The organism is [Clostridium] ultunense DSM 10521 (assembly GCF_000511955.1).
Lineage (GTDB): Bacteria > Bacillota > Clostridia > Tissierellales > Tepidimicrobiaceae > Schnuerera > Schnuerera ultunensis.
Genome location: NZ_AZSU01000001.1, coordinates 355,289 through 379,050, shown reverse-complemented (window position 1 = coordinate 379,050; position 23,762 = coordinate 355,289). Strand labels below are relative to the sequence as shown.

Here is a 23,762-nt window from a genome sequence, read left to right as displayed (position 1 = left end):
TTTAATTATATTATATGTCCTTTCATACCAAACTGTACAAAATAAAAAACGTAAAACGGTCGTTTTTTTTATAACCTGAATTCTCCAACAGGCTTATATTCAGAATCACCATATTCTATATTTGTTTCATTTAGTAGACTCCACTCATTCTTCAACCCTATAACTTCTCCTAAAGCTTTAAAATAGTACATTATTATTCCTGCATCCATAAGATCTGTTTTTCCCTCATCTGAATACTTTATTAGTAAGATAATTTTATCATCCTTTAAAATAAATCTCCAAGGCTGTAAATTGTAATTAGAAGGTGCGAACCTTATGTAATAGAATAAGTCATCTAATCCTCTACTTTCTAATTCATCTATGTTTACAGGATTACCTATTTTATCTTTATAAACAATATCACTTACCCCATATCTAGAACTAGTTGCTTCCTGCACAAAAGGATTCTTAGCTTTAGGATAGCCTAGAGCCACTAAGTAGCCAATATTTTTGTTGTCTTCACCAAGGACATTAGCTTTAATATACTTATCTACATCCTTAACATTAACCCAGCAGGTACCAAGATTTTGATTAGCTAGTAGGGTCATCAATTTTTCCGTATAATAAGAGGCTGTTATAATAGATTTCTCCGTAACCTCTTTTAATCTAATGCCGATATAATAAGGGCTTTCTATCATCACCCCTGCATAGCCTGCTAAACCATCTAAGGATTTATAGATTTTATCGCCTTCTTCAAATAATATAAAATTAAAGTACTCATTATTTACCTCTTCTTCAAGGTCTTTAAAAATTTCTAACACTTCTGTTCTGGTTTTATTGTCTAATTTTTTCTTCTTAAAATCCCTAGTAGATTTCCTGTTTTTCAAAAAATTACTCATTAACAATTCCATCACCCTTTCTATTGCTATATATTAATATATACCACCATTATTGGATTTTAATCCCCTTTAGATTTGAAATAAATCAATTAAACTTTTAATATAATCCATTAAATAAACATGGACTACAATAGCTGAACCTACCCCCAATATAATACCTGCCACCACATCCGTTGGATAATGAACACCTAGATAAATTCTTGAAATACCAATAAGCAATGCTACAGCAAGGACAAAGATGGATAACTTAGGCATGTTTAATGCTATGGTAGTAGCTACAGAGAAACTAGCGGAAGTATGTCCTGAAGGAAAGGAATAATCCTTTAAAATAATCCCAAAGGTATTAAGATTCTTAAGGATATTATAGGGTCTTTCTCTACTTAATAGACTTTTTAGACTATAGGTAAGGGTTTGGCTAATAGCAAGAGTTGCAGCCCCTTGTACCCCTATAGTTCTAGCCTTACCCTTTCCCAATATCAATAATATTAAAATAAAAAATGTAGTAAAAACAACACCGCCTAAATTAGTAAACCTAGGCATAAATCTATCTAAAAATTTGGATTTCATATTTCTATTTATAATTTTAATCAATTTTTCATCGAACCATTTAAAACCTTTTTTCACCTATGACCACCTCTACAGTTAGTATATACAATTATCCCATTTTACTATTACCCTTATTAAGATATTATAACCTATTTGAACTTAATTGACTAAACAATTCATCTATCAAGGTTTTTTAAACTTTTTTTAAATACATATTCATGTTAATATAGATTAGGAAGTAAGGCCTTTGTATGCATAATTTTTTCGTTAGTAAGGTGGTGTTTTTGTGAACTTGAGCAAAGAGCAAAAGAAAGCAATATCCCATGTAAATGGACCAGCTTTAGTTTTAGCTGTTCCAGGGGCAGGGAAGACTACGGTATTAATCCATAGAACAGCTAATTTAATTCTTAATAAAAATATTAGCCCCGAAAAGATATTGTCTATTACATTCAGCAGGGCTTCTGCTAGGGATATGAAAAATAGATTCAATAGTATATATGGGGATATTTCTCCTGTACCAGTTCATTTTTCAACTATTCACAGTTTTGCATATAGTTTAATAAGGGAATATGCCTTTAAAAATAAGACCAGATATACCCTCATAGAAGGCAATAATAAAAATTTAAACAAAATTAATATACTTAAAAACATATATTTTTCCATAAATAAGGATTATATTACAGAAGAAAAACTAGAAACTATAATAAATTCCATAGGTTATATTAAAAATATGCTTATTACTCCAAAGGAATTTTTATCTCAATTTAAATTAGATATAGATAACTTTGTTGAAATCTATAACATTTACGAAAGATATAAAAGTAAGAACAATTTAATCGATTTCGATGACATGCTCACACTATCTTTGGAAATATTAAAAACAGATAATTATTTATTAAATAAATATAGAAATAGATATGAGTACATACAGTTAGATGAAGGTCAAGATACATCTAAATCCCAATCAGAAATAGTTAGAATATTAGTCCATCCTAAGAATAATCTATTTATAGTAGCAGATGATGACCAGTCCATCTATGGTTTTAGAGGAGCCTATCCTCAAGGACTTTTTGAGTTTAATAAAATTTATAAAAACACTAAAATATTCTATATGGAACAAAATTATCGTTCCTCCAAAAATATAGTATCTGTTTGTAATAAATTTATAAAAAAGAACACTCTTAGGTATAATAAAAATATATTCACAGAAAACCAATATATGGAGCCAATTAGTATAGTGAAAGTAAATAGTTTAGAGGAAGAATATAAATACCTAATGGAAGAATTAAAAGAAATGGACAATTGTGGTGATATAGCTATTCTATATAGGAACAATATATCCGCTGTAGGTATAATAGAGTATTTGGAAAGAAATAATATTCCCTTTTACATGAAAGATGTAAATAGAAAATTTTTCAACCATTGGATATTACAAGATATCATTAATTTTTTCTTGTTATCTTATGATAATTCAAATATACAATCCTTTAAGAGGATATACTATAAGATGAATGGATTCATTTCTAAAAGTCAAGTTAATTATATCAAAACCATGAACTTAGACAAATCTGTATTCCAAAGATTGCTAAGTCTTCCCGGACTAAATAATTTTTACAAAAATAATTTTCTGGATTTGAAACTTAATTTTAAAAAACTATCTAAAATGAAGCCCTATGAAGGTATATGCCATATTGAAAACAATTTAGGATATGGGGATTATTTAAGGGAAAGTGGGATGAAACTTGGATATACCTTGGATTCATTAAAAACAATCTTAAATTATATAAAAATAATCGCTTCTAAAACCGATGACTTTAACGAATTTATTGGTAGGTTAAAATTTTTAGAATATCTTTGTACCCAATCAAAAAATATAAAAGATGGTATAACCTTATCTACTATCCATTCTGCTAAAGGGTTAGAATTTAATCGAGTTTATTTAATTGATTTAATTGATGGAGACTTTCCACCTACTAGTAGTATAGATGCTTTTAGAAAAGGAAATATTGAAGCTTTAGAAGAAGAAAGAAGGCTTTTTTATGTAGGAATGACAAGGGCCAAAAAGCATTTGACTTTGATCACTTACAATAATAGAAATGGTAAAAAGATTAGTCCCTCAAGATTTTTATTAGAACTGGAAAATATTAATGCTTAACCTAATGTAATACATTATACTTTAAAATCTTTAATTATAGCCATTTTCAACCTTAAGTTCAACTTTAACATTAACTAAGTCTATAAATTTAATAGAATTTATTTTTATTATATTTTTTAATTAATTTGGAATACTATAGATGAAGAATTACATTAAAAAACTTTTATTGAGGAGGTTAAAAGTGGCTAAGAATAAAAAGGATTCTTTCAAGAATCAAAAAGGCAATAAAAATAATAATCAAAATAAAAACAACAACAAAAATGACAATAAAGATGATAATAGCAACAAGGATGATTTTTAGCTTAATAAGAAGAACCCCAGCAACAAATGGGGTTCTTTTACATATTAGTCATTCAGTTTTTCTACCTTTGAATAATCAACAGTAAAGAATTCACCTTTTCCGATTGAAAAATGACCAGAACTATAGGGTTTGCCTTCAGTGGATAGATAAACTTTCTCTACCCCATAAAAATTACCAAAAGTATTTACTATACTCTTTAGTATTTCTCCTTCCATAGCACTTCCAGCATTCATATCTGTTAACAATTCCTTAGAAAAATCTACTTTTACCATCTGATTTCCCCTATCTAATACTATAGAATTGATTTTGGTATTTTCAGAAATAGGAGGGATTAACCCGTTCCTGCCAGGATTTTGAAGATTGTATTCTAATATTCTCTCTATACTATCATTGGTGTTAAATTCTATATCTTTTTCAATATATCCAGTTTTAATGTCATCATACATAGGATAATAAAATCTAATATCCATTTCATAGGGTTCCTTTTCCAAATCTTCTAAGAGGGTCTTAACTTCAAATTCTCCATCTTTATAGATAGAGGCTACAGGCCCAATGCCTTTTACATAGTATTCCAATTGTTTTCTACCTTCACCTAGTTCAGTAGTTATTTCTAGGGCTTCAAAATTTTTATAAGGGGTTTCTATACTTATATCTATTCCAGTTATACTCCTTTTATATCCTCCAGAAGTATTCCAGGATGTACCTACCTTCAAGGGTTCCTTTAAAATTATATCATTGTTTTCATTGGATATATTTAGCATATTTTCAATATGATAAAACTCTTCTTGGCTAAATACCTCCCTCAGCTCTCCATCTTTATATTCTAAAACTTTCACCATAACTGTACCTGGATTGAATACCTTAATCTGTCCCCTATTGTCCTTAATAAATTCAAAAAAAATAGCCTCCTCTGCGAATTCATTTCCGATTCCCTCATATTCCATCTTCGTATTTGCTTTAAAGGGAAAGTAATCTGCAATAGTCAAATTTTCTTCATTAGGTTCAACTACAGTATTATCTTCACTTGGCATATTAGCTCTTCCACAACCAGTAAATACAATAGAAATAAAAAGCAATATACTTATTAAAGGTATAAATCTTTTCATCCCAATCACCTCTTCTATCTTCAATTTCCTCTATAACCTTCTATATGGATTATGTCCTTATTTTCAGATTTTATTTTATAAATACATTACAATATTTCTACATCTGGTCTTAATTTATAGATTACGTCTTTTCTTTCAACGATTATAATAGTATTATTAAAGAGGTTTTTATCTTCTCTAATTCTTAACAAGAATTCTCTATTAGGGTTTATAGCAATGGGATTCCCTACCATTTTAAGCATTGATAAATCACCAACTGTATCGCCATAAGCATAACTATTTTTTAAATCTACATCATATCTTTTCAGGAATTCATCTAATGTCTTTTGCTTGTTTTCAGAATTCCACATCTTAATTATTTCTCCAGTAAAGTTATTTTCTTCATCTACTAAATAGGCAGTCCCTCTACATTCAGTAACTCCATATTTCTCAGCCATCTTAGAAACTAAAAAATCGGGACTGCCTGATATAAAAAACACCTTATGTCCTTGCTTTTTATGCCATTCTATCTGATCCCTTGCATATTTATATACCATATCCCCACTTACATTTATAACTTGGGAAGCAATAAATTCAATATAAGATTTATTTACACCTTTCAATTCATCAATATAGACTTCAGCTAAGGTTTCTAAATAATGTTCAAAATCCCCATATCTTTTTTCCCATTCCTCATAAACAGGCTTTATTTTGTTATACCATATAGATGGATCAATAACCTCATATTTAATTAATTTTTTAAAATGTTGTATCATCAAAGAGTTTCTAAAAAGGGTACCATCAATATCGAAAAAAGCTGCAATATTCTTCATAAAATCACCTTATTTCTTTTTAGTTTATTATATATTATATACCCAAGTAAGTATAGTAGTACCTTTCAAAAGAACTTCTGTATTTTATTTTGATTTTCGTTAATGAAATCTTCATATTGGTAATAATCTATACCTAATTTTGAACAATTCTTCAACAATTCCTGGACTATGATTTAATCAATGTTTTGAATTATGGAAAATAGATATAAAAAAAGACCTACAGATAACCTCTGTAAGCCTTGATTTGACTATGGTGCACCTTCAGGGACTCGAACCCTGGGCCCACTGATTAAGAGTCAGTTGCTCTACCGTCTGAGCTAAAGGTGCATACCCAATCAACATTATTTATTATACTACTACTGATTGGGTTTGTCCATACTTTTTTAAAAATTATTAACATAGAAAATCTAGACTAAATTATTTCTGGATTTCTTATTGTTCTTCATATTTTTCATTTAGGAAAAAAACTGATAATGTCCCTGGACCCGAATGAGCCCCTATAGCACATCCAATAATGTTTATAACAAATTTGGTACAGCCATATTTTTCTTCAATCATCTCTTTTAATTTCATGGCTCCCTCAATATCATCTCCATGGTTGATTCCAATAACCTGGTTTTTTAAATCCGCTTGGCCACCCCTCTCTTCCATTATCTCGATCATCCTACTCAACACTTTTTTTCTCCCTCTTACCTTTTCTATTGGCCGTAAAGTACCGTCTTCAGGCATGTCTAAAATAGGCTTTATATTCAATAATCCTCCCACGAAAGCTTGGGTACGAGTAACCCTTCCTCCTCTAAATAAATATTCTATATTATCTACCGTAAATATATGTTCTATATGTTCAATATAAAAATCTAACATTTTCAATATTTCTTCTTTGCTTTTGCCTTCTTTAGCCATTTGAGCAGCTTTATGAACTAACAAGCCAAAGCCCACGGAAGCAGATTTTGAATCTACTATATCTATATTTATATTAGGGTATTTTTCTTTTAATGAATCCCTTACTAATACGGAAGTTTGGTAGGTACTTGAAAGTCCTGATGAGAAAGCTATGTATATTACATCCTCTCCCTTTGCAGCATATTCTTCAAACTTTTCTTCAAACATTTTAGGTGGTATTTGAGCTGTTTTATAAACCTGTCCAGCTCTCATATTGTCGTATAACTCTTTAGGATCGATAGTGACTTTGTCTAAATACTCTGTATCATCTTTTATTACTATAATTGGCAATATATCTATATCATATTCATCTAATATTTCTTCAGGTAGGTCACAAGCACTATCACTAAGTATCTGTACTGACATAAAAATTCCTCCTTCATTTATTCTATACCTATAATATATCATTAGAGAACAATAATTAAAACCATAAATGCTTGCATATATTACAAATATTTTAAATAGATTATAATACCATGATTAATAAGGGGTGGTTCTATTGAAGTTTTTCTTCATAAGAAAAAGGATATTGTACTGGATTATAGGTATATTAATAGCTTTAATTGTATTATCTATTATATACTCGTTAATTTAATTTTTATTTGATTTAAGTCGTCAGCCCTTATGAAAAATGAGCAGATGAATATTATATTACTGCTCATTTTTTATCTAGCTGTATACTATAATACTTATCTATAAGTTTATCTAATTCTACACTGAATTTTAAAACTTCATCCCTGTTTATGTCCTTTACAACTAATAGATTCAGCTCTTTTCTTTTAGTTTCAATCTCTGTTTTTAATTCCTCTAATAACTGTTCCCTACTCATCTTCCCCATTCCCTTCAGTATTATTATTTATTTGGTCATATTAATTGACTGCCCCTTGTTCCCCAATAAAACTAAACAATACTATCATTAATTCTACCATTTCATTTACCATTTTCCAATCAATATTTTTTGCCTATCTGTATTAATCTTTTCAATATAAATCTATAACCTTATTCAATTTTATACCATAATATTTATATATAAAACATACATTGCAACATATGTATCTTGATTACGACAGGTATAAAAGTAACTATTTCCAACAATAATTATATCAATAATTTAATTACTTTTGTGTATGAAAACAGATATTTTATAAGCTAGAACTTTTCCATTCATTATAAAAAATGAATTAAAATTATTATTAATTGATTATTTAAGATATAATATTATTAACTTTGAAAAGGAGGGCTTTTTATGTCAAGAGTTATGAATAGATTTTTAAGATATGTAAAATTTGAGACTACATCTGATGAAAACTCTAATACTGTACCTAGTACCAAAAACCAATTAGAGTTTGCAAAGATATTAGGTGGAGAATTAGAAGAAATAGGCTTAAAAGATATTTCTGTAGACGACAATGGTTATGTAATGGCAACATTGCCATCTAATATGGAAAAGATAGTTCCTACCATTGGATTCATTGCCCATATGGATACTAGCCCAGATATGTCAGGTAAAAACGTAAATCCAAAAATTATTAAAGACTATGCTGGGAATAATATAGTGTTAAATGAAGAGAAAAATATTATATTATCTGTTGATGATTTCCCTGATATAAAGAATTACATAGGTGAAACTATTATCACAACAGATGGCACAACTTTACTGGGTGCAGACAATAAGGCTGGAGTTGCTGAGATAATTACAGCAATAGAATATTTAATCAATAATCCAGAAATACCCCATGGCACGATAAAAATTGGCTTTACTCCTGATGAAGAAATTGGCAGAGGGGCTGATCATTTTGATGTGGAAAAGTTTAATGCAGATTTTGCCTATACAGTAGATGGAGGACCTATTGGTGAATTGGAATATGAAAATTTCAATGCTGCCAGTGCTAAAATATCTATTCAAGGAACCAATATTCACCCAGGTACTGCTAAAAATATGATGGTAAATTCAATGTTAATCGGTATGGAATTGGATTCAATACTTCCAGTTAATGAAAGACCTGAATATACAGAAAACTACGAGGGTTTTTACCATCTAGTTGAATTTAATGGTTCTGTAGAAAAAACAGAAATGGCTTATATAATAAGGGATCATGATATGGAGAAGTTTAATAGTAAAAAAAAGATCATGGAAAAAATAGTTGAATTTTTAAATTATAAATATGATGATATAATTACTTTAAATATTGAAGATTCCTATTATAATATGAAGAAGAAAATCGAGCCAGTAATGGAGATTATCCAATTGGCTAAAAAGGCAATGGAAGAATTAGATATAGCCCCAATTATTTCACCTATAAGGGGAGGAACTGATGGCGCTAGACTTTCTTATATGGGATTACCTTGTCCTAATCTATTTACAGGAGGTCATAACTACCATGGAAAATATGAATATATTCCCGTATCTTCTATGGAAAAGGCTGTAGAACTTATATTGAAAATTATTGAATTAAATAGTCTAGGAACCCAGTTATAAGGGTTCCTAACTACTAGTATCTATATATGGCAGCAGCTCCCGTAGATGTAGGCATTCTTTCCTTCGGTAAAACTACTACTTCACCTTTGGATTTAAATACCATTTCAGCTAGATCGTCTAAAACATCTCCTACTATAGGGTCTTCTAAATTACCTTCTTCTATCTGGTTTGTATCTGGATTTATTTTCCCAGGGATTACCCTATTGTCCTCTACCAATATGGTATCAACTCTATTTTCTAAAGCTGCTCTTGCTATTTGAGCTAAATCATCTGAACCTAGAAATTGTGATCTGGCATTTTCAAATCTATCTATTAATTCTTTAGTCCTTGTTAAATAAACTGACTCCATCTGCTCCCATGCTCTTTCTCTTAATTCATTTAGGCTTAAAGAATCAAAATCTACCTTAATACCCTCTTCCATTAGATATGGATTGTGGCTTAAATTTTTAAAAGGTGTATGATATTCAGGTAAAGCAACTAGTATTAAAGGTAGTTTAGATGGTCTAGAATACCTATCTAATACTATTCTATCTACAAATCTAAAAAATCTTTCTATATCGATTTGGATTTCATCCTTTTTAGAACCGTGACCGTGAAACATAGCCCTATCCCTTCCTCCATAGGAGGCTGCTTTTAAGTAGGATTCCGTATATTCATCTCCAAGAACATCTTTTATCGTTCTAGGTATATCCCTAGGTAACTCAACCTCATCTAGGGTATATCTATTACCTTCAAACAACTTAAACTCTTTCCTATTTAATCCTAATAATTGATAGCCATCTGATGACTGAAACTTTCTTATTAAAGGTTTAATATAAAAGCTATCGGATACCAGAGCCATTTCTTCCACTTTCCTCTGCAACTTATAGACTACACATTTTTCATCAACCATCAATATAGCTATGCCATCATAACTATGCAGCCAAAATTCATTATCTTCTGCTAAAACATATAATGGTTTTAAAATTGCAGCTATTTCACGTTTTGGATATTCTAGTTTTAATGATTCCTCTAATTTTTTTACCAAGTTTTTAAATCTAATTATATCCTGTTTTATTTCTGAACTTTGTCTATGGGTAGGTTGATATAGTGATATATAGGGTCCTTGACTTTCTACATTTAGAATTTCATTGGGAAAATCATTAATGATTTCATACAACAATTCAATCCCCCCTAAAATTTTAACTACACCTTTAACTATTTTGTACCCAAAAATATTGATTTTGAACTATTTTTTAAATTATTATAAAAATAGTTCACATTTTTAATTTAATTTTTAATTATTTTAATGTTTTTATTAAATATTTTAATATTTGCTATTGACTTTTAAATTTATTTAATTTATTATTAAAGTAAATCCATAATTTAGAAAATTAATTGATCCTGGGGGGTAATTTTTATGACTAATTATGCAATTGAAGTGAATAACTTGAAAAAAGAATTTGAAATAAAGAAAAAGAATGGTTTTTTAAGAGGTAATAAAGAAAAGGAAATATTCGTCGCTGTTGATAATATAAGTTTCAATGTAGCAAAAGGTGAAATATTTGGTTTTTTAGGTCCCAATGGTGCAGGTAAAACCACTACAATTAAGATGATATCTACTTTACTTAGACCTACTTCTGGTACTGCAATTATTAATGGCATTAATTGTGTAGAAAAACCTATGGAAGTATTGAAAAATTTAGGTACTGTATTAGCAGGAGAAAGGAGTATTTACTGGAAACTGACAGGAAGAGAAAACTTAGAATATTTTGCTGCCATGAACGGTATAAGAGGAAAGAAAGCCCATGAAAAAATAAATTATCTTTTAAAACGATTTAACCTGAATAAGAGAGCAGATGAAACGGTAGAAAAATACTCTACTGGAATGAAGCAAAGGGTAGCTTTAGCAAAAGCTTTGATTTCAGATCCAGAAATACTGATTTTAGATGAGCCAACTTCAGGTTTAGATCCCCAATCTGCTAGAAACCTAAGGGAATTAATTTTGGAAATAAAGGAAGAAGGTAGAACCATATTATTGACCACCCATTATATGGAGGAAGCAGACCAGCTTAGTGATAGGATAGCTATAATAGATCATGGCAAGATCATTGCCATGGATACGCCTTATAATTTGAAAAAAGGTTTAAATAAAACCAATATAATAGAGTTAGAATTAAAAGATTGGAATAATTATACTAGAGAAAAAATCAAGGAAATCCCATCTGTTAGAAATATTCGATCAGAATTCAACGAAACAACTCAAAGATGGGAAGCTAAAATCCATGTGGCTAATGGTACTGATACTATAAACGATTTAATATCTAATATAATTTCATCCGACAATAAGATTATCAATTTTAGTGTAGAAGAACCTACTTTGGAAGATGTATTTATTGATCTAACAGGAAAATCATTAAGGGAATAGGAGGAATATATTATGAATACTTTCACCCCTGTATTTGCAGTAGTAAGAAAGGAATGGAGGATAATGTTAAGATATCCATCCTGGTTTGTTTCATTGCTAATATGGCCTGTTATATTTCCATTTGGATATTTATTTACGGCAAAGGCATTATCTGGTACTGGAGGTAGCTCTTTATCCCAGTTTAAATCAATTGCAGGTACTACCGACTATACAACCTATATGCTAATAGGAACTACCGTATGGATGTGGATAAATTCTATGCTTTGGTCCTTTGGCTCCAGCTTAAGAATGGAACAAATGAGGGGTACTTTAGAATCCAATTGGCTTTGTCCAATACCTAAGATTAGCATATTGTTTGGATATTCTATCTCCCAGTTATTAATTAGCATTATTTTTATAATGGTTTCAGTTGTAGAGTTTAAAATATTTTATAATTTTGTATTTGTTGGAAACCCTTTGTTGGCACTGTTGATAATATTAATATCCATACCTGCTGTTTATGGAATTGGATTTATCTTTGCATCCTTAGTCTTGTGGGCTAAAGAAGCTAATTCAATGGTATTTTTGGTCAGAGGAATTATGACCATATTTTGTGGAATAACCTATCCATTGGCAGTACTCCCTAATTGGATGAAGAAAATTTCCCAATTTATACCTATGACCCATAGCATAAATGCTTTAAGAGCAGTTATTGCATCTGGTGCTAAAATTGGGGATATTTCCAGAGAAATAAATTTCTTAATAATATCTGGTATTATCCTGATGCTTTTAGGTATATTGTCCTTTTTCTATACCCAAAACAAGGCAAAAACAATTGGTTCCTTAGGACATTATTAGTTTAGGAATTGGAGGGAAACAAATTGAAATTTAAAAATTATTTATCAGCAATAAAAGCAATAATAAAGAAGGATGCAAAAATATTTTTTAGATATCCAGCCAATGCGGTGTTTAGAATAGTTGAACCTATAATATGGATTACCCCAGTATACTTCCTTTCTAAAGCCTTTCAGATAAATGGTGAAAACATAGGCTTTAGCCAATATTCAGGTACTACAGATTATATGGCTTTCTTGGTAATTGGAAGTATCGTTAGTAGTTTTATCAGTTCAGTATTATGGGGTATGGGATTTTCTTTAAAAAATGAAATGGATGTAGGAGTAATTGAATCCAATTGGCTTACACCTATTCCCCTTTGGGTTCAGCTAATAGGAAGGTCTATTTTCTCATTAATTATGACTACTATAAATTCCTTAACTGTAGCCATTTTAATCTGGATTATGTTTGGATTCAATATAACAGGTGGAATACTCCCAGCAATAATTACCCTTTTACCTATGCTAATAGCCCTATATGGTTTAGGTTTTGGAATTGCCTCTTTAGTGTTGATGACCAACAATGCTAATAATATAATAGATATAACCAATTTTTCTTTGAACATGTTATCTGGTGAATCCTTCCCCATTACCGTATTGCCAAAAGTTATAATACCTATATCCTTATCCTTACCCATAACCTATGGCTATGATTCTTTAAGAGGGGTATTATTGGGTACAAACACTTTACTTCCAATCCATTTAGAACAGCTGATTTTAGTTGGGTTCATGATAATTGGAATATTTTTAGGATATAAGATACTAATAAAAGTAGAAAAGCACTGTAGAACTGTAGGAAATATTGGTTTTCATTAATTATACTCCCTATATAAAGGTGGTAGGCTTTTTAAAACCTACCACCTTTATAAGATTTATAATAGCATTTCCTTTAATTCAGTTAAAACCTCCCCTGCTCTACCTATTATTTCAATATCAAAATCGTATCCTCTAGCCTGTTCCATATTAATATATACAGTCTTGCCTCTAGTCATATAAGGCATCTGATTTACTGGATATACTTGTAAACTGGTACCTATAACCATTAAAATTTCTGAGTTTTCCACATCTCTCATGGCCCTTTGCCAAGTATTAGTAGGTAACATTTCTCCAAATAAAACTATTCCCGGCCTTAAAGCATTCTTCCCACAGTTATTGCAATTTTTCTTATCTAAAAATTCTTCAATAGAATGGCTTGTATGACATTCATTACATCTTATCTCCCTTATATTGCCATGGAGTTCGTAAATATTTCTACTCCCTGCCATAGCATGTAATCCAGAAATGTTTTGAGTAGCTAAACTTTTTATATAGCCTTTTTCCTCCAATTCTGCTAATACATAATGGCCTTCATGGGGAGTAATATTATCCATATTTTTGATTCTTGCTGAATAAAATTCATGGAATAATGGATAATTCTGGTGTAAGGCTTCTACAGTAGCTACTTTTGCTGGATCCATTTTATACCACAATCCATCTTTAGATCTAAAATCGGGTATATTACTTTCCGTATCCATTCCCGCTCCGGTCATTACTACCATATTATTTGAATTCTTAATAATATGGGCCAGTTTTTTTATATTATCCTTCATTGAATCAACTCCATTTTTATTCATTCTTATTTTATCACTTTGCAACCTAAGGTATCTTTCATTTCCTTTAATGCAAAGTTATGAGCCTCTTCATCAAAAGAAGCTACTCCTTCTTTGTAGATATTTACTTTATATTCTAAATTCCTAGCATCTGCAGCTGTATAAAGGACACATATATTAGTACATACTCCAACTAAATAGATTTCATCTACTCCTTTTTCTCTTAAATATAGATCTAAATCAGTACCAAAAAATGAACTATATCGTCTTTTTATTATAATTTTGTCTTCATCTTTTACAGTTAAATCCTCAATTATTTGGCTACCCTCTGTATTGGCTATACAATGAGGTAAAAACATTTCAAATTCTTTATCATCTTTTTCATGGTTATCACATATATAGACAATCGGATAGCCATTTTTTCTAAATTCATCTGTTTTGGTTTTAATAAATTCAATTATTCCCTTTCCTGATGTTCCTGTAGTCAGTGCTCCATCCTCATCTATGAAATCCTTTAACATATCGATGATTAATAATGCCTTCATCTACAACACCCCCATATTTATGCTATTAATTATCCCTAAATACAGTATATCATATTAATTATTCTACTTTCTTTTTAAAAATCCTTCAAACTAATCCATATTCAATGCCAGTAAATAGGATTATTACTTTAATTTTATAAAATTTATAAAAAAATTTCAAAATAAAGTATTGACATTAACCCTTTAAAGTATTATTATAATATCTAATATAAAAAAGCATTGATGGAGAAAAAGATATCCTAACTTAATTACAGAGAGTTGGATTAGGTGAAAACCAACATTAAGGGGATATGTAATATTCACTCCTGAGCTGATTCGTTAAAAGTCTAATCGAGTAGACGAATCCGAAAGCCCATCGTTACAGGGGATAGGACTGTTAGGTCTGAATGAGCGATGACTTTTGTCATAATAAGGGTGGTACCGCGGATAATAATCTTTCGTCCCTATAAGTATAGTTAAAAGCTATATTTGTAGGAACGAAAGATTTTTTTTACCCCAAAATTCAAACCTAACTCATTTTTTTAAAAAATATTATTGAGGAGGATTTAAATGAATAAAAGAAAAATTTGGATTTTACTAGCATTTGCATTAACATGTATAACCATCTTATCCGGATGTAACTCTGGAGATAAAGAATCCATTAGTAATCCACAGAAAGAAGTATTTAAAATTGGCATCAGCCAATTAGCGGAACATCCAGCCTTAGACGATACCAGGAAGGGATTTGAAGATAAGTTAAAGGAGCTAGGAGTAGAAGCTGAAATATATTATCAAAATGCCCAGGGTGATATACCAACTGCAACTAGTATTGCACAGAAATTCGTAAAAGACCAAGTAGATTTAATATTCGCCATTGCAACGCCAGCTGCCCAAGCTGCTAAACAAGCTACCTCAGATATACCCATACTATTTAGCGCTGTAACGGATCCGGAAAAGGCTGAAATAGTAGAAAGTTGGGAAAATGTTGGAGGCAATGTGACTGGAACCTCTGACAAGGCGCCAACTGAATCCCAGTTAGAAATGTTCAAACAAATTGACCCAAATATAAATACTATAGGTATATTGTACAATACCAGCGAAGCCAACTCAGAAGTCCAAGTAGAAGAAGTAAAAGATATAGCACCTAAACTAGGTTTAGAAGTAGTTACAGTTGGAGTCAGTAATGTAAATGAACTACCCCAAGCATTAGATTCTATAATTAAAAGGGTTGATGCTTTATATATGATTACAGATAATATGGTTGCTTCTTCCGTAGAATTAGTAAAGGAGAAAGCCTTAGAAAATAAAATAATAACAGTATCTGCTGAAGAAACTCAAGTAAGGGGTGGGCTATTGATTACAAATGGTCTTAGCTATTATGAATTAGGAAAACAAACAGCCCAAATGGCAAAGGAAGTGTTAGTAGATAAAAAAGAAATATCCTCTATACCCGTTGGATTAGCTGAAAAAACTATTACAACAGTAAATGAAAAAACTTTGAAAGCATTAGGTTTAGATGAAAATTTACCCTTGTTTAAGGATAGTATAAAAGTTGGTGATTAAGTTTAAATTTAGTAGTATATAGAAAATGGAGGTTTTACCGATGAATTCATTGATTATGACTTCACTGGAACAAGGACTTATATTTGGAATTCTAGCTATGGGGGTACTTATAACTTATAAGATATTGGATATAGCAGATCTTTCAGTTGAAGGTACTTTTCCCTTTGGCGCTTTCATATTTGCCAAATTTATCTCTATTGGAATCAATCCAATAATTAGTACCCTATTGGCCTTCTTTTTTGGCACCTTGGCCGGATTGTCAACAGCAATTCTTTTTACAAAATTAAGAATAAAACCCTTATTGTCAGGAATTTTAACTATGACTATATTATATTCTGTAAATCTCAAAACCAATGGGAAAGCCAATGTTCCATTATTTAGTTATAGTTCAGTTTATGATTTAGGAACAACCGTTGTCATACTAATAGTATTGGTATTAATAATTAAAATAGCTTTAGATGAATTCTTTAAAACTGAAATAGGTTATTTATTAATTGCTACTGGCGATAACGAATCCTTAGTAAGGTCTTTAGGTAAAAATAGTAATAGGTACAAGGTTCTTGGTCTAATGCTAGCTAATGGTTTAGTAGCCTTAAGTGGCGCTTTAATGGCACAAATACAAGGTTTTGTAGATATAACCATGGGCAGCTCTATTATAGTGGTAGCTCTTGCCTCTATTATAATTGGAGATACTATAGGTAAGAGGTCAAATAGAATTAAAAACACAACAAGAGCCATTTTAGGAGCAATTATCTATAAACTAATCGGCGGTATAGCCATAGATTTAGGATTAGAACCTTCTGACCTAAAGGCAGTATCTGCAATTATAGTAATAGTATTTTTATCCTATAACAATTTTTTTGCTGATTTAATAGATTTTAAAAAGATTAAGGGTGGGGAGAAATATGCTAAGAATAAAAAAACTATCAAAGAGCTTCAATAAAGATACAGATAATGAATTGAAAATATTCAACGGTTTTAATTTAGAAATAGAAAAAAATAAATGTACTGCAATCATTGGCCCTAATGGCTGTGGTAAAAGTACCCTTCTCAATTTAATAGGTGGAAGTATAAAAGCAGATAAGGGCCAAATAATATTGAATGGAAGGGATATTACTAATTTTAAAGAAGATGAAAGGGCAATATATATAGGTCGAGTTTACCAAAACCCATCTATTGGAGTAGCCCCTTCCTTGACAATATTAGAAAATATGGCATTAGCTGATAAAAAGGGAGAGAAGTTTACTTTAAGAAGACTAATAAAGAGAGATAATATAGATAAATACCGGGAAATTTTAAAGGATTTGGATCTAGGTTTAGAAAACAAACTCCACACTAAAGTAAAGTTTCTATCTGGTGGTCAAAGGCAATCTCTATCCTTAATAATGGCCGCAATGAAACATCCTGATTTATTATTACTTGATGAACATACGGCTGCATTAGATCCAAAAACCTCTAATGTAGTAATGCAAAAAACAAAGGAACTAATAGAAAAATATTCTATCACTACTATGATGATATCACATAATATGAAGGATGCCATAGAGCATTCCGATAGAATAATAATGTTAGATAAAGGCAAGATAATATTAGATAAAAAAAGTATAGATGTTACTGAAAACCAATTGATAAAAATATATAGAGAAAAATTGGAGAATGTGGCTTAGCTAAATTTAAATATGGAGAGAGCCCCCATCTCGGAAGATTTAACATCATTAAAGCCCTCTCCATTTCCTAACCTTTACAAACATCTACCCAAGTTCCTTTTGTTATTTCCTCTAAATAACCTACTCCTATTTTTACACAAGTATTAGCCCCTCCAGCAGCAGGATAAACGTAATCGAATTCTTTTAAAGATATATCTAAATATATACCTAGTGGTTTACTAAGACCAAATGGACATACACCTCCTACAGGATGTCCTGTTGCTTCTTCCAATTCTTCTGCCCTAATAAATCTGGCTTTTTCCTTAAAATACTTTCTAAACTTTTTATTGTCTATTTTCACATCCCCTTTTGCAACAATTAATATATCCCTATCCTTAAGCCTTAAAGCCATAGTTTTTGCTATTTGGGCAGGCTGAACACCTAATGCCTCCGCAGCCAACTCTACTGTTGCTGTACTAGTATCCACCTCAATGATTTCTAAATCCAAGTCTGCTTCCTCTATATATTTTTTTACACTCTCTACCGTCATTTCCATCCACCTCTTAATAATTTTTATTATAATTATAGCATATAAAGAAAAAATTAACAGAAAACCCTCAAGTATTAAAGTCTAATTTCATATTATTGATAATTCTATGCCCTTATGGGTATAGTTTAAATATAGTACCTTATAAGGAAGGCTGGTGAAAAGATGGAAAATTTAACTGCTAAAAAATGTATACCCTGTAGTATTGGAGCCCCAACTTTAGAACCAGATGAAATCAAAGAATACCATAAATCCTTAAAAGATGGTTGGAAGGTAATAGATAATAAAAAAATAGAAAAAACCTACAAATTCAAAAATTTTAAAGAAGCTCTAGATTTTACTAATAAAGTAGGGAATATTGCCGAAGATGAAGGTCATCACCCTGATATCTATCTTTCTTGGGGAAAAGTAGTCATCCGACTTTGGACTCATAAAATTGGTGGCCTTCATGAAAATGATTTTATACTAGCGGCAAAAATTGATGAAATTAGATTAAATTAAAGGATAAAGTTAAGAGGCGCTAGTTTAATCTAGCTGCCTCTCATTTTATATATCTGCAATAATTACTCTATTTTTTTCTAAAGAACTTTTCACATCGATTATTCTTTGGTTTTCTGAACCTCTAAATTTCAATAACAAACTCTTTTTTTCTATATCAAATCTACCATCTATCAAAATATCCGTCTCGTATAATAATTCCTTCCAACTACTATTTATATCTATCTCTTTCATTAAATCTTCAAAAGTATATCCAGTATAAGTTACTATATTTAAACCCATTTTTTTAATTTCATTAGCTAGAATAGCACAAACCTTTCCTTGATGGAAAGGTTCACCTCCGCTTAAAGTTATCCCATCCAATAAAGGGTCTCTTTTAACCATTTTTACTATTTTATCTATATCCATATAATAACCATTGCTAAAGGAATGGGTTTCAGGATTATGGCAACCTATGCAATTGTGGACACATCCTTGGGTAAATATGACTAATCTTATACCTGGCCCATCGACTATAGACTCCTTTATAATCCCTGCAATCTTTATTTTTTCTTCCATATAAACACCTCTTATTTAGAACAGGATAAATGTTTCACTCTATCTCTTTCTTCGGCTCGTTTTGCATCGTTAAATCTATCTAAGGTACCTACTAAATATCCAGTAATTCGTCTAATCCTCTCAAATTTTATATCTCCTTCAGCTCTACCACATTTTGGGCATATATCATTTATTATTCCAGTATATCCGCAGATTGGATCCCTATCTACTGGATGATTTATTGAACCATAGCCAATTCCAGATTCTTTCATAAATCTAACTACCTTCTCAAAAGCTTCCAAATTCTGTGCAGGATCTCCATCTAATTCTATATATGTAATATGGCCTGCATTGGTTAGTTCGTGGTAAGGAGCTTCTATACTTATCTTTTCATAGGCTGTAATTTCATAATATACTGGTACATGAAAACTATTGGTATAATACTCCCTATCAGTAACCCCTTTAATAGTCCCAAATGTTTCCCTATCCATTTTAACAAACCTACCAGCAGTACCTTCAGCTGGAGTAGCTAAAAGGGTAAAGTTCATATTATATTGGTTGCTTACATCATCCATCCGTTTTCTCATATATTGTATTATTTCTAATCCGATTTTTTGGGACTCTTTGCTTTCTCCATGATGATAACCCGTCAAAGCCTTTAAACATTCGGCTAATCCTATAAAACCTATTGATAGGGTACCATGTTTTAATACTTCTCTTATATAGTCATCCTTATGGAGTTTATCCGAATCAATCCAAATCCCTTGTCCCATTAAAAAAGGAAAATTATGAACCTTTTTACTAGCTTGTATTTCAAATCTCTCTATTAACTGCTCTATTATTAGGTTCATGGTCTTATCTAATTCCTTATAGAAACCATCCATATTACCTTTATTTTTAATACCTAATCTAGGTAGATTAATAGTTGTAAAACTCAAGTTACCTCTTCCATTGACTATCTCTCTAGAGGGATCATAAACATTTCCTATAACCCTTGTTCTGCAGCCCATATATGCAATTTCCGTTTCTGGCTGGCCCTCTTTATAATATTTAAGATTGTAGGGAGCATCAATAAAAGAAAAGTTTGGAAATAACCTTTTAGCACTTACTCTACAAGCTAATTTAAACAAATCGTAATTCGGATCTCCTTCATTATAGTTAATACCCTCTTTAATTTTAAATATCTGTATAGGAAATATGGGTGTCTCACCATTTCCTAGCCCTGCTTCTGTAGCCAGAAGCAAATTCTTCATAGCCATCCTACCCTCCACTGAAGTATCCGTACCATAGTTAATGGAACTAAAAGGTATCTGAGCTCCTGCTCTAGAATGCATGGTATTTAGATTATGAACTAATGCCTCCATTGCCTGATAAGTCCTAGTATCTGTATCCTTATAGGCATTTTTTGCTGCAAATTTTTGTATTTTGGCTACTAACTTTTCATCGTTTAACAACTCATTTAGATATTCTGCTTCTTTATTATTATACCTGTGGTTATCGGTTAAAGTAGGCACAAGGTCATATTCTTTTTCTAAAACTTTAAATATATTGTTCAGATTATCACTTAGATCTACATCATCTATCAATAATTCAACACTCTTAACTAAATTCTGCCTATAGGATTTTATATAGGTTTTCTTTACTCCTAAAGCCATTCCATAGTCAAAATTTGGAATACTTTGGCCACCATGCTGGTCATTTTGGTTAGATTGGATAGCAATACAAGCAAGGGCAGAATAGCTTTGGATATCCTGAGGTTCTCTTAAATAACCGTGACCTGTACTAAAGCCATCTTTAAATAATTCTACAATATCTATTTGGCAGCAAGTAGTCGTTAATGTTAAAAAATCCAAATCATGAATATGTATATCCCCATTTTTATGGGCTTTAGAGTGGGCAGGATTTAAAACAAATAGATCGTAAAATTGTTTAGCTCCTTCAGAACCGTATTTGAGCATTGTCCCCATGGCAGTATTACCATCAATATTGGCATTCTCTCTCTTAATATCTACATCTTGAGCATCCTTGAAGGTTAAATCCTCATAAACCTTCATAAGCCTAGTATCCATTTCTCTAATCCTAGTTCTTTCAGCTCTATATAATATGTATTCCTTGGCAGTTTTCGCATGACCATTTTCAATAAGGACTTTTTCTACCATATCCTGAATATCTTCTACTTCAGGAGTATTATCTTTAAATTTTTCATTCAAAAGAAATGTCACGTCTTCAGCTAATTTTAAAGAAGTGTCGTAATCATGTCCACCAGCAGCTTGAGCTGCTTTAAAAATTGCATTAGCAATCTTTTCTATATTAAAAGGCACTTCTCTACCATCTCTTTTTTTAATTTTAGTAATCAAGTTCTTTACCCCCTATTTGCTAGATGATTTACAATATGTTGCCCTTCTATATTATCAAACCTCAATATATAGTGTCAATAGTTAGAAGCATAAAAATAATTTTATTACTTTCGTACTACATCTTTTGACTTGATATTGGTTTTAGTATATATTTATATGGAGTAATATTTAAAACAACATCATTTATTATATTAAAAATATAACTATAAATCAATTAAAGGGGAGATATTTTGAAAGCTATAATTTTTGATATGGATGGAGTAATTGTTGATAGCGAGCCATTACATTTTGAATTGGAAAGGAGTTTGTTGGAGGAACTTGGGGGTAAAATCACCAAAGAAGAGCATAAATCTTTTGTAGGTACTACAGACTATCATATGTGGAGTACTTTTAAAGAAAAGTTTAATCTAAAACCTTCTGTAGAAGAAATGATTGAGATGAAGAAGGAAAGGTTTATTGAAAATATTTATAGAATCGAATTAGTTGAAAATTTTCAAGAATTCATGTTAACCCTATATAATGAAGGGTATCCTATGGCTTTAGCCTCTTCAAATAATAAAAAAGCGGTAAATGCTATTATAAAAAAATTTGATTTGGATAGATATATGGAATTATTTATAAGCGGTGAAGAGGTGAGTAAAGGAAAACCAGATCCAGAAATATTTTTAACTGTAGCTGAAAAGATGAAAATAGAACCAACAGCCTGTCTAGTCATAGAAGATGCTTATAATGGCGTAAGAGCAGCAAAAGCCGCTGGAATGAAATGTATTGGCTTTCAAAATAAAAATTCTGGTAACCAAGATCTATCAAAGGCAGATTTAGTTGTAGAGAATTATAATAAATTGGATATTGATATACTAAGAAAGCTATTCAATTAATAATAAGTTCCTTTCCTGGTGCCAGGCACCAGGAAAGGAACTTATTTGTAATGCAATTGTAATATAGCTAAGCGTTTAGATCAATATGACAATATCCATTTGGATTCTTTTTTAGATACTTTTGGTGGTACTCTTCTGCTTTATAAAACACCTTTAATGATTCTATTTCTGTAACTATGGGTTTACCATATTTATTTTTTTGTTCTTCATAAGTTTTCATTATAGTTGGTAAATCCGACTCATCTATATAATATATTCCTGTTCTATATTGACTACCTATATCTGGTCCTTGCCTATTTAATAATGTTGGGTCGATTATTCTCCAAAACCTATTGAGTAAATCCTCTAAGGATATTACCTTTTCATCATACCTAATATAGCAAGCCTCTGCGTGGCCAGTAGTATTGGTACATACTTCTTCATAGGTAGGATTTTCTGTAGTGCCATTAGCATAACCCACTTTTGTTTCCGTGACTCCTTCAACCCTTGACATATATTCTTCTACTCCCCAGAAGCATCCTCCTGCTAATATAATTTCTTTCATTTACTCAACTCCTTTATTCTTAATAATTACTTGGCTATACCAAACTTTAAAAAAGGATAAATACGAATAATAGCCTTCCCCCTCACATCATCCACATCCACTAATCCAAGCTCTTTACTCCTACTGTCAAAGCTATTTCCCCTATTGTCTCCCATAACAAATATTTTATCTTCTGGAATCTTCTCTATTCGCAAATCGCCAAAGGTTTCATTTCCCTTAATATAATCTTCCTTTAGTTCATAGCCATTTAAAAAAACTTTACCCTTTTCAATTACTAAATTATCCCCTTCTGTAGCTATTACTCTCTTTACTAGCTTTTTAGTATTTCCTACTTTCCATTTACTTATAGGATTTAACCCTTCTAAATCTTGGGGTGTAATTTCTAAATCCGTATTGATTATTACAATATCACCATTGCTAATCTTCTTACTATTAAACATTACTAATATATCACCTTGATTCAAAGTAGGGTTCATAGAACTGCCATGAACTTTTGTGCCTCCTATAAAGGAAGTAATAATAAATCCTAATATTAAAGCTATGCCTATAGATTTTATCCATTCTATAATTTCCTTTTTCAT

The 23,762-nt window shown here is 30.9% G+C and carries 24 protein-coding genes, 1 tRNA gene and 1 other annotated feature; of the genes, 10 read left to right on the top strand and 15 right to left on the bottom strand.

The genetic code is table 11. The features are described from left to right. Nucleotides 1-68: 68 nt before the first annotated feature. Nucleotides 69-878 (bottom strand): nitroreductase family protein, encoded by an 810-nt coding sequence (locus tag CUL_RS0101980; RefSeq protein ID WP_051403478.1) that lies wholly within the window; start codon nt 876-878, stop codon nt 69-71. A 69-nt stretch (nt 879-947) separates the two neighbouring features. After that, on the bottom strand, nt 948-1,502 hold the full coding sequence (locus tag CUL_RS0101975; RefSeq protein WP_025640344.1) for a phosphatase PAP2 family protein: 555 nt from the start codon (nt 1,500-1,502) through the stop codon (nt 948-950). Nucleotides 1,503-1,710: 208 nt separating this feature from the next. Between CUL_RS0101975 and CUL_RS0101970 the strand changes: the two genes are divergently transcribed. Further along, nucleotides 1,711-3,579, top strand: a complete 1,869-nt coding sequence (locus tag CUL_RS0101970) for an ATP-dependent helicase (RefSeq protein ID WP_025640343.1) — start codon at nt 1,711-1,713, stop codon at nt 3,577-3,579. 345 nt (nt 3,580-3,924) lie between these two features. On the opposite strand, the gene CUL_RS0101960 is transcribed toward CUL_RS0101970, so the two are convergent. The 5 genes from CUL_RS0101960 to CUL_RS18230 form a co-directional block, all read right to left on the bottom strand. Continuing rightward, nucleotides 3,925-4,986 (bottom strand): GerMN domain-containing protein, encoded by a 1,062-nt coding sequence (locus CUL_RS0101960; protein ID WP_025640342.1) that lies wholly within the window; start codon nt 4,984-4,986, stop codon nt 3,925-3,927. An 86-nt stretch (nt 4,987-5,072) separates the two neighbouring features. Continuing rightward, nucleotides 5,073-5,798 (bottom strand): HAD family hydrolase, encoded by a 726-nt coding sequence (locus CUL_RS0101955; protein ID WP_005582351.1) that lies wholly within the window; start codon nt 5,796-5,798, stop codon nt 5,073-5,075. Between the two features lie 251 nt (nt 5,799-6,049). Continuing rightward, a tRNA-Lys gene (locus CUL_RS0101950) sits at nt 6,050-6,125 on the bottom strand. A gap of 105 nt (nt 6,126-6,230) precedes the next feature. Beyond that, on the bottom strand, nt 6,231-7,106 hold the full coding sequence (locus CUL_RS0101945; protein WP_005582350.1) for a DegV family protein: 876 nt from the start codon (nt 7,104-7,106) through the stop codon (nt 6,231-6,233). A gap of 292 nt (nt 7,107-7,398) precedes the next feature. Beyond that, entirely contained in the window at nt 7,399-7,569 is a 171-nt protein-coding gene (locus CUL_RS18230) for an aspartyl-phosphate phosphatase Spo0E family protein (protein ID WP_005582349.1), read from the bottom strand. A gap of 417 nt (nt 7,570-7,986) precedes the next feature. On the opposite strand from CUL_RS18230, the gene pepT reads away from it, so the two are divergent. Continuing rightward, nucleotides 7,987-9,219 (top strand): peptidase T, encoded by a 1,233-nt coding sequence (pepT, locus tag CUL_RS0101935; protein WP_025640341.1) that lies wholly within the window; start codon nt 7,987-7,989, stop codon nt 9,217-9,219. A gap of 13 nt (nt 9,220-9,232) precedes the next feature. Here the strand turns inward: pepT and CUL_RS0101930 are convergent, their stop codons facing one another. Next, nucleotides 9,233-10,381 (bottom strand): baeRF3 domain-containing protein, encoded by a 1,149-nt coding sequence (locus tag CUL_RS0101930; RefSeq protein ID WP_025640340.1) that lies wholly within the window; start codon nt 10,379-10,381, stop codon nt 9,233-9,235. A 237-nt stretch (nt 10,382-10,618) separates the two neighbouring features. On the opposite strand from CUL_RS0101930, the gene CUL_RS0101925 reads away from it, so the two are divergent. Genes CUL_RS0101925 through CUL_RS0101915 form a run of 3 tightly spaced genes read left to right on the top strand, consistent with a single transcriptional unit; the run spans nt 10,619 to nt 13,314 of the window. Beyond that, nucleotides 10,619-11,626, top strand: a complete 1,008-nt coding sequence (locus CUL_RS0101925) for a daunorubicin resistance protein DrrA family ABC transporter ATP-binding protein (RefSeq protein ID WP_005582347.1) — start codon at nt 10,619-10,621, stop codon at nt 11,624-11,626. A 12-nt stretch (nt 11,627-11,638) separates the two neighbouring features. Further along, nucleotides 11,639-12,463, top strand: a complete 825-nt coding sequence (locus CUL_RS0101920) for an ABC transporter permease (protein ID WP_005582346.1) — start codon at nt 11,639-11,641, stop codon at nt 12,461-12,463. Between the two features lie 23 nt (nt 12,464-12,486). Further along, nucleotides 12,487-13,314, top strand: a complete 828-nt coding sequence (locus CUL_RS0101915; protein ID WP_025640339.1) for an ABC transporter permease — start codon at nt 12,487-12,489, stop codon at nt 13,312-13,314. A 56-nt stretch (nt 13,315-13,370) separates the two neighbouring features. On the opposite strand, the gene CUL_RS0101910 is transcribed toward CUL_RS0101915, so the two are convergent. Together CUL_RS0101910 and CUL_RS0101905 are read right to left on the bottom strand one after the other, a co-directional pair. Beyond that, a complete protein-coding gene (locus CUL_RS0101910) occupies nt 13,371-14,087 on the bottom strand; it encodes an SIR2 family NAD-dependent protein deacylase (protein WP_025640338.1) in 717 nt (238 codons plus the stop codon). Nucleotides 14,088-14,113: 26 nt separating this feature from the next. Beyond that, on the bottom strand, nt 14,114-14,632 hold the full coding sequence (locus tag CUL_RS0101905; RefSeq protein WP_025640337.1) for a cysteine hydrolase family protein: 519 nt from the start codon (nt 14,630-14,632) through the stop codon (nt 14,114-14,116). Nucleotides 14,633-14,842: 210 nt separating this feature from the next. Next, nucleotides 14,843-15,080 (top strand) — a binding site (T-box leader). A 101-nt stretch (nt 15,081-15,181) separates the two neighbouring features. On the opposite strand from CUL_RS0101905, the gene CUL_RS0101900 reads away from it, so the two are divergent. Genes CUL_RS0101900 through CUL_RS0101890 form a run of 3 tightly spaced genes read left to right on the top strand, consistent with a single transcriptional unit; the run spans nt 15,182 to nt 17,841 of the window. Beyond that, nucleotides 15,182-16,174 (top strand): ABC transporter substrate-binding protein, encoded by a 993-nt coding sequence (locus tag CUL_RS0101900; protein ID WP_005582342.1) that lies wholly within the window; start codon nt 15,182-15,184, stop codon nt 16,172-16,174. A gap of 40 nt (nt 16,175-16,214) precedes the next feature. Further along, the gene (locus CUL_RS0101895; RefSeq protein ID WP_025640336.1) at nt 16,215-17,117 is read left to right on the top strand and encodes an ABC transporter permease; all 903 of its coding nucleotides are present in this window, start codon (nt 16,215-16,217) and stop codon (nt 17,115-17,117) included. Beyond that, nucleotides 17,080-17,841, top strand: coding sequence for an ABC transporter ATP-binding protein (locus CUL_RS0101890; RefSeq protein ID WP_005582338.1), 762 nt, complete (start codon nt 17,080-17,082; stop codon nt 17,839-17,841). Before CUL_RS0101895 ends, CUL_RS0101890 begins: the two co-directional genes overlap by 38 nt. A 67-nt stretch (nt 17,842-17,908) precedes the next feature. Here the strand turns inward: CUL_RS0101890 and CUL_RS0101885 are convergent, their stop codons facing one another. Beyond that, nucleotides 17,909-18,370: a YbaK/EbsC family protein gene (locus CUL_RS0101885; protein WP_005582337.1), complete on the bottom strand. Its 462-nt coding sequence runs from the start codon at nt 18,368-18,370 to the stop codon at nt 17,909-17,911. Nucleotides 18,371-18,532: 162 nt separating this feature from the next. Here CUL_RS0101885 and CUL_RS0101880 point away from each other — a divergent pair, with 162 nt between their 5' ends. Further along, nucleotides 18,533-18,868, top strand: coding sequence for a 4a-hydroxytetrahydrobiopterin dehydratase (locus CUL_RS0101880; protein ID WP_005582336.1), 336 nt, complete (start codon nt 18,533-18,535; stop codon nt 18,866-18,868). Nucleotides 18,869-18,913: 45 nt separating this feature from the next. Here CUL_RS0101880 and nrdG read toward each other — a convergent pair whose 3' ends face one another. After that, nucleotides 18,914-19,423, bottom strand: a complete 510-nt coding sequence (gene nrdG, locus CUL_RS0101875; RefSeq protein ID WP_025640335.1) for an anaerobic ribonucleoside-triphosphate reductase activating protein — start codon at nt 19,421-19,423, stop codon at nt 18,914-18,916. Nucleotides 19,424-19,434: 11 nt separating this feature from the next. After that, the gene (locus CUL_RS0101870; RefSeq protein WP_025640334.1) at nt 19,435-21,759 is read right to left on the bottom strand and encodes an anaerobic ribonucleoside triphosphate reductase; all 2,325 of its coding nucleotides are present in this window, start codon (nt 21,757-21,759) and stop codon (nt 19,435-19,437) included. Nucleotides 21,760-21,989: 230 nt separating this feature from the next. Here CUL_RS0101870 and CUL_RS0101865 point away from each other — a divergent pair, with 230 nt between their 5' ends. Beyond that, complete coding sequence (locus tag CUL_RS0101865; RefSeq protein WP_051403476.1) at nt 21,990-22,637, top strand: HAD family hydrolase; 648 nt, start codon at nt 21,990-21,992, stop codon at nt 22,635-22,637. Nucleotides 22,638-22,704: 67 nt separating this feature from the next. Here CUL_RS0101865 and msrA read toward each other — a convergent pair whose 3' ends face one another. Both msrA and lepB read right to left on the bottom strand, forming a co-directional pair. Further along, nucleotides 22,705-23,181, bottom strand: coding sequence for a peptide-methionine (S)-S-oxide reductase MsrA (gene msrA / locus CUL_RS0101860; RefSeq protein ID WP_005582330.1), 477 nt, complete (start codon nt 23,179-23,181; stop codon nt 22,705-22,707). Between the two features lie 26 nt (nt 23,182-23,207). After that, nucleotides 23,208-23,762 carry a signal peptidase I gene (gene lepB, locus CUL_RS0101855; protein WP_005582328.1) on the bottom strand — a complete coding sequence of 185 codons (555 nt, stop codon included), beginning with the start codon at nt 23,760-23,762 and terminating at the stop codon, nt 23,208-23,210.